The sequence below is a fragment of the candidate division WOR-3 bacterium genome (assembly GCA_016867815.1).
Lineage (GTDB): Bacteria > Hydrothermota > Tepidihabitantia > Tepidihabitantales > Tepidihabitantaceae > UBA2258.
In genome coordinates this window covers 1-11,769 of record VGIR01000088.1, presented here as the reverse complement: position 1 = coordinate 11,769, position 11,769 = coordinate 1, and the positions used below count along the sequence as shown (strand labels likewise).

The window sequence follows — 11,769 nt, the reverse complement described above, 5'->3', positions numbered from 1 at the left end:
CAAGGTCGCGTAGAGGACAGGCTACAAACAGGTCCTCTTGCCAGCGGTCTTGATGTCCAATCAAGGTCGGGCTCCTTTCGGTGGCATCCAACCTTCAGACGGCTGACATACTTACATGGTTGCATCAAAAGAGGGTTTTTCAACAGCCCCACTGTCCCCTTTTTCGCCAATCATCACCTACTCCACCTCGTATGTGATGTAGACCGTTCTCGTCAGCTTGAACTCGCCCGGCTGCAGACCGGGCGATTCCTCGGCGCTCGCCGCGCGGTCGAGCGCGACGTTCGGCTGGGCGTAGTACTGGCCCCAGCCGCCCGGCTCGCTCTCGCTGATGTTGATCGGCTTGCCCAGCCGGACCCCGGTCAGGTCCGCCATCGTCTGCGCCTTGGCCTGGGCCGCTCTCACCGCCTCGACCCGCGCCTCGGCCGTGTACTTCTTCGGGTTCTCAACCGCGAAAGTGACGCTGTTCACCTGCGTGGCCCCGGCTTCCATCCCGGCATCGAGCACGGCCGAAGGCTTGTTCAGGTCGCGCACCTTCACCTCCAGCGCATGGTAGACGCGGTAGCCGTCGAAGACCCGCCGGTGGTTGTCATTGTCATAATGGTACTGGGGAGCAACCGCAAAACCCGACGTCTGCACGTCCTTGGACTCGATACCCGTGGCAAGCACCGCCGCGCTCAACGCGGTCATCACCTCGCCGTTCATCCGGTAAGCCTCGCGCGCGCTCTTCTTGTGGAACGTCTCCACCCCGAAGCTGATGTTGCAGATATCGGGCCTGACCGAGACCTCCGCGGTCCCGGTCACGGCCAGCGTTCTCGTCGGCTTCTCCGGCGCTGCTGCGAACGCTGCCGCAATCACGAGCACCACTACCATCGCTGTCTTCTTCACGCTATCTCCTTTTCCCCTGATTCCGAAACTGACGGCCACGCACCGCCCGACCGGGACCGCTGGGGCCAGTTCCACAATTCGTCATTCTCCTGCCTTCGAGCTTCAATCGGTATTCGAGCTTCGTGCTTCGTCATTCACCTTCTACCTCAGCGCCGCGGCCAGTGCTGCGGCACCGGCGCCCAACTCCCGCACATAGTCAACGGTGCCATCCGGCCCGACCAGGAGCGGATTGAGCATCAGCACCCTCACGCCCGTCTCCTTTGCCAGCATGCCCGGCAGGGCCGACGGCAGTTGCGGCTCGGTCGTCACGACTTTGATGCGCTCGCGACGGATCATGTCCACCAGCCGCGCCAGTTCCCTTGCCGACGGCTCCTGGCCCGGAATCGGCTCCACGCTCGCGACGATATCCAGGCCGAACCTCCGGGCAAAGTACGGCCATGCGTCATGATAGGTGATGAGCCGCTTCTCCTTCAGACCGGCCAAATCCGCGGCAATGGCCGCGTTCAAACTGTCCAGTCGCGCGAAGTACGCTGCCTCGCGCCTCCGATACAGGCTCTCGCCCTGCGGGTCGAGCCGCACCAGCTCCTGCACCAGATTGCCAATCCCAACCTTCGCATACCCCGGGTCCAGCCAGATGTGGGGATTGCCGGACCGATGCTCAACGCTCGACGCCTCACGCTTGACGCCGGCCGCTTCACTTCTGCCTTCTGGATTCTGCCTTCTGCCTTCTGACTTCGGCTGATGCCCCGCATCGACGATCACGTCGCTGATGCCTGAGGCCGCGTCAACCACGACCAGCTTCTTGTTCCCGGCGTTCTTCACCACCGGGTCCAGCCACTCCTCAAGCCCGAGCCCTACCCTGAACAGGATGTGGGCATCGGCGATCGTCTTCACATCGGCCGGCTTGATTTCGTGGGTATGGGGACTCTCGTTCCCGGACAAGAGGCTTGTGACCTCCAGCCGGTCTCCGCCTACCTGCCTCGCCCAGTCGGCCAGCACGCCGATTGTCGTCACGACTCTCAACCGGCCACTCGCCTTCTCCGTCGCCGCCCCGCACCCGGCCAGCAGCCCGACACCTGAAATGAACATGACAACTCTCGTGATGTCCATGGGTCAGTATAGGGCTGGGGCTTCGCGCGTCAACCGCCTGACGGGAGGCGTCGGCCATCATTTGCGCACCTCTGCCGCGCTTCCGCCGGTCTAAGAAACGAAAATAGGTCGTGAGTTGATTGACCGGAGTATGTTTCCTATTATATAGGGTCGTTCAGTTTGCACCGATAGGTATGCCCAGAATCATCAAGGAGGACCGTTGAAAGGTCTGAAGTCCGTAGTCGTATGTCTGATTATCACTGTCGGGCTGGTTGCGGCGCGGCCGGCGCACTACAGCATGGGCCCGGCGCACCGTTTCGAACCCGCCGCCGGCGAAGAAGCCAACTTCATCTCCTTTGCCAATGACATATCCATCGACACACGCATCGGTGAGCCGACGCTTCCGGCCGGGCTCAGCATCGAGCCTGCTGCCGATCAGAGTCAGTACTACATAGTCCAGTTCACCGGCCCGTTGCTGCAGCAGTGGTTCCGCGACCTGGAGCGCAACGGCGTAAGCACGTTCGGCTACCTGCCCAACTACGCTGTGCTTGCCTACCTCACGCCGGACCAGCGAGCCTACGTAGAGCTGCTGCCGATGGTCCGCTGGGTTGGTCTGTTCCAGCCCGCCTATAAGCTGGAATCCGGTCTGTTGGACGCTAGCGGAACCAGGAAGGTCGTCATCATGGTCATGCCCGGCGCGAGCCCTGCCCCGGTCACGACGGCGATCGAAACGACCGACGGGACCGTTCACGAACTGCTCACCACGAGCTTTGGTACGACCATCACCGCCACCCTCGATGGCAGCGACATCGCGTCCGTGGCCCGGCTCCAGGAGACTTTCTGGGTCCAGGAATGGTCCGAGGCCACCACCTGCAACAACACCAGCCAGTGGGTGATGCAGGGCGGCTGGCAGGCATCGTCGCCGCCCGACACCAGCATGGCGGCGCGACCGGTGTGGCGGAAAGGCGTGCGCGGGCAGGGGGTGATTCTCTCGACGTCCGACACCGGCATGAACACCGGCCACAACATGTTCCGCGACCCGACAATGCCGATCACGCCCCCCGGCGTCTGGCCCGACCACCGCAAGGTCGTTGCGTTCAAGCTCTATCAGGGCGCCAGCGCCAGCGAGGTCAGCTATCACGGGAGTCACGTCAATGGCTCGGTCGCCGGCAACGACTCAGCCGCCGGCGGCACGAGCTACTACGACGGCATGGCCAAGGACGCGCGGCTCTACTTCGTCGACGTCACCAGCGGTAGCGGCAACTTCGTCATCCCGACCGACTTCACCATGTTGTGGGACACCATCTACTTCGGCCGCGGCCTGCCTGACTCGGTGCGGCCCATCAAGCAGCACTCCGGTTCCTGGCGCTGGAGCAATACCCAGGGCACCTACAAAATCCAGGACGCGTCGAGCGACGCGTTCTGCTGGGCGCACAAGGACTTTCTGAACATCATCGCCGCCGGCAACGAGGGTTCCGGCTCAAAGACCCTGGGCAACCCGTCAATTGCCAAGAACATCCTCACCATCGGTGCGACTGAACGGGGCACCGCCTCCAACACGATCGCAGGCTTCTCCAGCCGCGGCCCGACCCAGGACAACCGCATCAAGCCGAACGTGATGGCGCCCGGCGTCGACATCTGGTCTGTCCTTAACACCGGCACGAACGGATATAGCCAGATGTCCGGAACGTCGATGGCCACGCCCACCGCCAACGGCACCATCGGCCTGATGCGCTGCTACCTGCAGGAAGGCTACTATCCGACCGGCGGCCCGGTAGAAAGCGACCGGATCTCCTACGTCTCCTCGGCCCTGCTCCGTTCGATGGCAATGACGTCTGCCGATCCGAACATCGGCTCCTACACGATCCCCAGCATGAATATCGGCTGGGGCCGGATCGACGCCGACTCGCTGCTCTATTTCACCGGCGACGTACGCAAGCTCATAATCACCGATGACACCACGGGCATTGCTACCGGGGAGTTCATGGAACGGCAGTTCCGGGTGGATTCGGCGATCCCGCTCCGCGTCTGCCTCGCCTGGACCGACACGGCAGCCGCACCGAGCGCGAACCCGACGATCGTCAACGACCTCGACCTCACGCTCACCTCGCCCAGCGCCGTCGTCTACAAGGGCAACAGGTACACCAGCGGCCAGTCCACTCCCAACCCGGCCGACCGCGATTCCATCAACGTCGAGGAATGTGCCCGGGTCAACGCGCCTGATACCGGCACGTGGACTATCCGGGTCAGCGCCCACAGCGTGGCGACCGCGCGCAAGCAGGCCTTCGCCTGGACGGTCTCCGGCGCCGTTGAACCGGCCATCGACGAGACCCATGATGTCGGCGTGACGGCCATAATCGCGCCGGCTGATACCGTCGACACCGGCGCGGTGATCACGCCCAGGGTGGTGGTGCAGAACTTCGGCACCGTGACAGAGACCTTCCACACCCTGCTCACCATCGGCACCGGCTACACCGACACCATCGCCTATACCCTTGACGCCGGTTTGACTGATACGCTGACGTTCGCGGCCTGGACGGCCAACCCGGCCGGCACTTTTGCGACCCGGTGTTCCACTGAACTCGCCGGTGACGAGAACCCGGCGAACGACGCCGCTGCTGATACGTTCGTGGTCTACCCCCTGGCCGGCATCAGCGAGGGCCGGAGCCTGCCGGCGGCGTTCAACCTGGACAAGGTGCTGCCCAATCCTTCGAGCGGCCGTACCAGCATCCGCTACGGACTGCCCAGGCCGGCGGCGGTGAAGCTGTCGGTCTACTCGGCGGCCGGAACGCTGGTCCGCACGCTCGCGGCCGGCAACCAGAACCCGGGCTGGTACGCGGCGGCCTGGGACGGCAGCGACTTGCGCGGTCGCAAGGTCGGAACCGGTGTGTACCTGGTCAGACTCGAAGCCGGTGCTTTCACGTCCACCCGCAAGCTGGTGGTCCAGCACTAGACCAGACAGAACTGCTGCGGAATACCGGGGCGGCGTCACTGCCGCCCCGGAACGTTCTTCCGGCATTGACACGGAAGAGCCGAAAGCTAATCTGTGGCAGCTACATCGATGTCGCGGCGCTGTCGGCCCTGGCCGCGGAGATGTACGTGAAACCGAAGGGAGGAAAAGGTGTCTGAGTTGTTCGTCCTAATGCTGCTGACGGGCGTCGTTTCATCTCTGCCGCCTGACGCATCTCTGGCGGAGTTCTCGGCTCCCGCCTGTTCCCGTTGCGGAATCCAGTCGTTTGACGACTCGATGTGGGTGAAGGTGGATTCGGTGTCCATCGGGTCGCCACCATCGTCGTACTGGCGCGGTCTCTGCCTCGACCCGAACGGCACCGACGTCTGGGTGGCTGCCGGCGACGGCTCGCCGCTCGTCCAGAAGCGCAGTCGCTTCACCGGCGCCCTCGTCGACTCGTTCACCGGCCAGGGCAGTGGGCCCTACGACCTGGTCCGCGTCGGCGATTCCCTGTGTGTCGCCAGCTACTCGAGCAGCACCTTCTACATCTACGACACGCTCGGTACGTTTCTCAGGAGCTTCGGCTTCCCGCCCGGGCAGCTTCGCGGTGTGGACTGGGACGGTGCCATGTTCTGGGCCTCAGATGCAAACTCACCCTTCTTCGTCTACACGCTCTACCCCGACGGCACGGTCCGGGATACCCTGACCCCGACCGGGTCTCCGACCCCGACTTGGATGGGCGTCATCGCCCTGGACCGCGCGTACGAAAACCGGCTGTGGATCTCCAACGGAACCAGCTCGACGGATAACATCTACTACTGCTCGTTTGACACGGTAGCGAATTCCTACTCCATCCTGGCAACGTACACCCTGCCAACGGTTGCATACCCCGGCGGCCTGGCCTTTGATGGACCGGATTCCACCGGCAGCCATGTCTGGGCAATCGGCCGCAGCGACACCTGGCTCTGGCGGCTCAAAGTCCACGACGCGTTTCCGGCCCACGACGTCGGCGCGAGAGCCATCGTTGCGCCGGTTGATACCGTCGACACCGGTACTCTGGTCACGCCCCAGGCGGTCGTGCGTAACTTCGGCAACGTAGTGGAGACATTCCTCACCCGGTTTACCATCGGTTCCGGCTACACCGACACCGTCACCACCACGCTCAACGCCGGGGATGAAGAAACGCTGGACTTCACCGACTGGGTCGCGAGATCGACCGGCACCTTCGCGGTGAGGTGCACCACCGAACTGGCGGGCGACAGCCGGCCGGCTAACGACCTCGCCGCGGACTCAGTCATCGTCATTTCTCTCCCGGGAATCGAGGAAAGAAAGAGCCCGCCGGCGGCATTCGGTCTCGACCAGGTCGTGCCCAACCCGACCGGTGGCCGCGCGCGCATCGGTTTCGTCCTGCCGCACCCGTGCCGCCTCAGCCTCAGCATCTACTCCTCCTCCGGCGCACTCGTGGCCACTCTCTGCAAATTCTCCCTCCTCCCTGCTCGCTACTCCCTGGCCTGGGACGGCAGCGACTTGCGCGGTCGCAAGGTCGGAACCGGTGTGTACCTGGTCAGACTCGAAGCCGGTGCTTTCACGTCCACCCGGAAACTGGTGGTTCAGCGCTAGTCCGGTCAGAACTGCTGCAGAATACCGGGGCGGCGTCACTGCCGCCCCGGGATCTTCTTCCGCTCGGGCATCGACACGAAACGGGCGAAAACCGGATTGTGGCGGCTACATCGCCGCGGCGCCGCGGTTCGTGGTCCAGCACCACCAGCCGCTCAGCAAGCCGGCAGCTCACCGCTCCTACACGGTTTCACTTCTCGCAATCTGGCCTGCTCGCCCTGCCCGGTTCACCGGCGTTCCCGCCCACTTGACACGGGGCAGAGAACGGCTACCATGTAGCCGACAAAGGAGGTACATGCCCGAGATGCTAAGTTACTGCGGCATAGACTGCAATGCCTGCCCGGCTCTAATCGCGACACGGACCAACGACTCGGCCCTGCGCGCGAAGACCGCTGTCGAATGGTCCAGGTCGTTCGGCCACGACTTCAAACCCGAAGAGATCAACTGCACCGGCTGCGCCGGCGAGGGCGCGCACCTCTACTACTGCGATGCGATGTGCGAGATCCGCAAGTGCGCCCGAGGCCGCGGGCTGGCCTCCTGTGCCGACTGCGCCGACTACGCCTGCGCGACTCTTGCCGGGTTCCAAAAGAACGCACCCGAGGCAAAGGCACGGCTCGACGCCGTCCGCGCGCGGCGCGGCAGCGCATCCCCGACCTAGCGCCTGGTCGGCGGCACCCGGCCAGCACGCCGCCGTTGCCTGCCGCAGAAGATGAGCTATGGCGAGTACGAACGGGTAGTGGCGGCCTTCATAGCCGGAGACCCTTTGTAGAACGGCCGAGCCGCGGTCCGAAACAGACAAGGCGGGCGGGTGAATCCCGCCCGCCTCCGCTCCGAGCGCACGACGGGACTTTCGCCGCGTCCCGCGAAGCACGCCTCGACGTACGCCGGCAGGAACCTGCGCACGTGTCGTCCGCCGCCCCGGCCTTGGGGTTCGTCAGGTTCGCATCAGCTTTGGTTGTCTTGGCTCCTGCCTTCTGACCTTTGACTTGCGCGGCCCGCGCGCTGCCTACCGGCTACTTACCGCTGGTTCTCAGCAGCACGCGCCTGACGACCGTGCAGATGCGCTCGAGGTCTTCCCTGGTCAGCGACGACCCGCTGGGCAGGCAGAGTCCGGACTCGAAAAGCCGTTCCGAGACGCCGCCGCCGCGGGCTCGGCAGCCCGCGAAAACCGGCTGCAGGTGCATCGGCTTCCAGAGCGGCCGCGCCTCGATGCTCTCCTTCGCCAGCGCCAGACGCACGTCATGAGTGGTCGCGCCGCCTGCCTTCGGGTCGATGGTCAGGCAGGTGAGCCAGCGCGTGCATCTGCCGAACGGCGCCTCGGGCATGAACTCGATGCCGGGCAGGTCACCGAGAGCCTGCTGGTAGAACTCGAAGTTCCCCCGGCGGGCAGCGACGCGCTCTGACAGGAGAGCAAGCTGTCCCCGGCCAATGGCGGCCAGCACGTTGCTCAGCCGGTAGTTGAATCCTATCTCGGAGTGCTGATAGTGCGGGCCGGGGTCTCTCGCCTGCGTGGCCAGGAACCGGGCCTTCTCGGTGATCGCCTTCTCGTGCGACACCAGCATCCCCCCGCCGCCCGTGGTGATGATCTTGTTCCCGTTGAAGGAAAAGGCCGCGCACCTTCCGAAGCTGCCGGCCTGCCGCGCGTTCTTAGTCCTTCGTTCTTCGTCCTGGGCCCTTTGTGTCTTGGTGTCTTTGGGGTGAGACTCCGAGTCCGCAATTCTGCCTTCCGCCTCTTCACTTCTCGATTCTGAACTCTGGATTCTGAATTCCGGACTCTCCCCGGTCCCCCAGTAGACTGCTCCCAGCGCCTCGGCCGCGTCCTCTATCAACGGAACCCCGAACTCATCGCACGCCCGGACAATCGGGTCGTAGTTGGCGCACTGGCCGTACAGGTCAACCGCAATCACCGCCCGCGGCAGCTTTCCCCGCTGCGCGCAGTCAGCCAGCTCCTCGCGCAACAGGTCCGGGTCCATGTTCCAGCTCGTCGCATCCGAATCGATGAACACGGGGGTAAGACCCTCATAGGTAATGGCGTTGGCACTGGCGGCGAAGGTGAACGTCGAACATATCACCTCATTGGATCGTCCATCGTTCTTCGTTCTTCTTCCCCCGACGCCCGGCTCCCGTCTTCCCTCCTCCGTCTTTTCATCCTGCGCCAGGAGGCGGAGCGCGAGGTGCAGCGCCGCAGTACCGGACGACAGCGCGGTAGCGTAAAGCGGTCCAGGGCTGAACGCTGGGTCATGAGTGCTGAGTTCGGAACTCATCGCTCCGCGTTCATCGCTTCGCGCTTTCCGAGACTGAGTGCTGAGTTCGGAACTCATCGCTCCGCGTTCATCGTCTGGCGTCTGGCATGTGGCGTTCGGCGTTCCTCCTGAGATGGTCGCGGCGAACTCCCGCTCAAAGGCGTCGACGTGCGGTCCCAGCGGTGCCACCCAGTTGGTTTCAAACGCCTCCCGGACGAACTCCTGCTCCCGGCCCGACATGTGGGGCGGCGAAAGAAAGATCCGCTTCATAGTGCCGGCACTATGGCTTCTGCCCCCGCATTTCTGCTCTCAGTAACCGAGTAGCCACGGAAAAACACCGCTTAGCCCGGATGGCCCTCGCGGGAACATCGGCCCGGGTATCTGTGTCCATCATTGGTTCAACCCGTCCGATTCGTGCCTGCTTGCCTTCGTGGTTCAACATAGATCGCGGCATCATTGCTGCTTCAGTGTCGGCTTCGGTCGCCGGTGGATCAGCACGTACTCGCTCCCCTCGACGGCCTTCACAAACACCAACTGCCCGGCGCAGATGAGCAGTTGGAGGCCAACCAGTGCGGTTCTAACCGCGGGGCCGGCACGCAGGTAGCCGAGCGCCAGCAGCAGAGAAACCAGGCCCAGCCCCAGGTAGAGCAGGGTCACGTGCAGATGACTCCAGCCGATGCGATTGAGCCGTTCGTAGAGATGGGTACGGTGGGCCAGCCAGAACTCCTCGCCTCGGAAGGCGCGACGCAGTATGGTGTAGCTGGTGTCGAACAGGAAGCTGCTGTAGAGAATCAGGAAGAAGACCAGGGGAACCGGCCGCAGCGACGAGGCGGAAAGCCGCATCGCCAGGACCGAAAAGACGAACCCGAGCGTCAGGCTGCCCACGTCGCCCATGAACACCCGGGCCGGCGGGAAGTTGAACCAGAGGAACCCCAGGCACGCCGCGGCGACCACCAGGGCGACGAGCACCTCGTCCGGGTGCCCGGTGGTGAACGCGGCCACGGCGATTCCCGACGCATAGACGATGCCGAGAATGGACGCCAGCCCGTCCACGCCATCGATGAAATTATAGAGGTTAGTCACACCGGTCATCCAGAGCAGGGTCAGCGGGACTGCCGCCCACCAGAGCGCGAAGCTAGGACCCCAGGGCATCTGGAACTGGTAGATTCCCATCCCGGCACCCATGACCATCCCGGCAGCGCCCAACTCCAGGAACAGCCGCCAGTGCCCGGGCGGGTCACGGTAGACATCCCACAGGCCGACGGCAGCGACGACAACCGTGGCGACACTGAACAGGCCGATCTCTCCCTGCGGGTGGCCATGGCGGAACACGGAAATCAGCAACAGAGACAGGCAGAGCGCCAGCGCCAGCCCGATACCGCCGCCGGTGACCGTCGGTCGCGCATGGGAACTCCGGGCGACGGGAACGTCCATCGGCGCTCCTCTCCCCGCCCGCCTCGTCACGACGTATGCGCCGACCCAAGACAAGGCAAGCGAGCCCAGGCTCAAGCCCAGCACCTCGGCTACAAACACAGCCGGCCCGCCTCACTTCGGGTCGATACTGACGTCGGTCCATGCCGTCTCCGGCTGCGGATTGTCACCCTTCCACAATAGCCGTTGGGAAACTGAAAGCAAGAATCTGGTGTCGCCCTGAATCCGACGTTCGACCCAGAACCCGCCCCTTTCTCGTTCACCTTTCTTCGCTCACCGTCTTTCGTCCGGCACCCTTTGTGCCTTGGTGTCTTGGTGGTATGTTCCTGTTACGGTTCTCGGGCCGAAGCCAGAGCCGAGATCGAATACCGCGAGGACGAGACAGAAGCAAGTGATCAGGGGGTCTAGTGCGGGAAAGGACGGGGAAAAGCGATGAACGAGGAGTGAGAAGTAGGAAAGTGGGAGATGGGTGTGAGTAGGGCCAGGGACAACGTGACGGAGCACAAGTCAGAAGCCAAAAGGCAAAGATGGGGACGGGACGAAGTCGAATTGCAGTATGCAAAGAGCAAGATGCAGAATGGCGGGAGGTGGGCACTGAAGACGGAGGAACGAGGAGAACGATGAGTGAGGAACGCTGAGCGAGGAACTCCGAACGCGACGATCAACGATGGACGACTTGCGCTTGCGCTTGTGCTTGAGCCGGCGCGCTGGCTTGGCCCGGGCCGGGTGGCTATGGGGCGTCGACGAGTTGGGCCAGCGGGATGACCTCGACGTCGGTCGCCAGTCGGTTGCGTTTGACGCCGGGACAGGCGACGTGCAGCTTCGCGAGTTTGAGGTCGGCCAGCGCGATGCGCATGGACGCTGTCAGCCGGGGCTCGTCCACCCGCTTTCACTCCACGCCGCACACGGCGGCCGACATGGCGCCGCAGCAGGCCCCGGTGATGACGCCGTCCTTCCCGGAAAGCACCGCGCATATCGCCACACTGGTCATCGCCAGGATGACCATGGCCACCAGGGCGACAAGCACGAAGAATCGCTTTCCCGAAGCATAAGGGCACATTGCCGGACCAGGGCGGACCCTCATGAGGTCATGCAGGGGGCTGGTCCCGGAGCGGCCCGGGGGTCTGCCTGCTGACTGAAGCGGAAGTACTGTCGGCCATCAACCCAGAATGCCAGTTGAGCTTTCAATGTCAAGGCATACTAGTGGTGGTGTGGATAAGTATGTGGATACAGCTGGTGGTAGTCGTGTTGATAACCGAGTGTGGTTAACAGTGGGGATAGAATGTGGATAACTCGGTGGATAACTTTCTACTACGTCTTGTGGTGGGGTGGTTGAGCATGTCCCTCGGTTAGTTGAAATTCCTAGCGGCTCCCACATCACTTTAGGCAACTCTCTCTGTTGCGTCAATTTCTTTCGGTGACGCGGACCGTTCCAGTGCACTCAGCAATGCGGGGATGTGCCGGTAGCCATCTACGCACCGGAAGTGCTGCTCGGCATGTAGCAGCCCAGCTACACACCAGCGCCAGCGCATCTCGCCAGGGCGCCAGCGCTTC

6 protein-coding genes and 1 pseudogene are annotated in these 11,769 nt (G+C 63.6%); 3 read left to right on the top strand and 4 right to left on the bottom strand.

The features are described 5' to 3' along the window. Positions 1-177: 177 nt before the first annotated feature. Together FJY68_11500 and FJY68_11495 are read right to left on the bottom strand one after the other, a co-directional pair. Positions 178-885, bottom strand: a complete 708-nt coding sequence (locus tag FJY68_11500) for a DUF541 domain-containing protein (protein ID MBM3332451.1) — start codon at positions 883-885, stop codon at positions 178-180. Positions 886-1,026: 141 nt separating this feature from the next. Beyond that, positions 1,027-1,995, bottom strand: a complete 969-nt coding sequence (locus FJY68_11495) for a zinc ABC transporter substrate-binding protein (GenBank protein MBM3332450.1) — start codon at positions 1,993-1,995, stop codon at positions 1,027-1,029. A 199-nt stretch (positions 1,996-2,194) separates the two neighbouring features. On the opposite strand from FJY68_11495, the gene FJY68_11490 reads away from it, so the two are divergent. From FJY68_11490 to FJY68_11480, 3 genes are all read left to right on the top strand, one after another. Continuing rightward, positions 2,195-4,927 (top strand): T9SS type A sorting domain-containing protein, encoded by a 2,733-nt coding sequence (locus FJY68_11490; GenBank protein MBM3332449.1) that lies wholly within the window; start codon positions 2,195-2,197, stop codon positions 4,925-4,927. 168 nt (positions 4,928-5,095) lie between these two features. Next, positions 5,096-6,544 carry a T9SS type A sorting domain-containing protein gene (locus FJY68_11485; GenBank protein MBM3332448.1) on the top strand — a complete coding sequence of 483 codons (1,449 nt, stop codon included), beginning with the start codon at positions 5,096-5,098 and terminating at the stop codon, positions 6,542-6,544. A gap of 292 nt (positions 6,545-6,836) precedes the next feature. After that, positions 6,837-7,199 carry a DUF3795 domain-containing protein gene (locus FJY68_11480; GenBank protein MBM3332447.1) on the top strand — a complete coding sequence of 121 codons (363 nt, stop codon included), beginning with the start codon at positions 6,837-6,839 and terminating at the stop codon, positions 7,197-7,199. Positions 7,200-8,934: 1,735 nt separating this feature from the next. On the opposite strand, the pseudogene FJY68_11475 reads toward FJY68_11480, so the two are convergent. Both FJY68_11475 and FJY68_11470 read right to left on the bottom strand, forming a co-directional pair. After that, positions 8,935-9,054, bottom strand: a pseudogene (locus FJY68_11475) (pyridoxal phosphate-dependent aminotransferase). Positions 9,055-9,237: 183 nt separating this feature from the next. Next, positions 9,238-10,317: a glycosyl transferase gene (locus tag FJY68_11470; GenBank protein ID MBM3332446.1), complete on the bottom strand. Its 1,080-nt coding sequence runs from the start codon at positions 10,315-10,317 to the stop codon at positions 9,238-9,240. Between the last annotated feature and the right edge of the window lie 1,452 nt (positions 10,318-11,769).

Coding starts and splice junctions, on each gene's coding strand:
- FJY68_11495 (MBM3332450.1), bottom strand. CDS start 1,995: ATGGACATCACGAGAGTTGTCATGTTCATTTCAGGTGTCGGGCTGCTG.
- FJY68_11480 (MBM3332447.1), top strand. CDS start 6,837: ATGCCCGAGATGCTAAGTTACTGCGGCATAGACTGCAATGCCTGCCCG.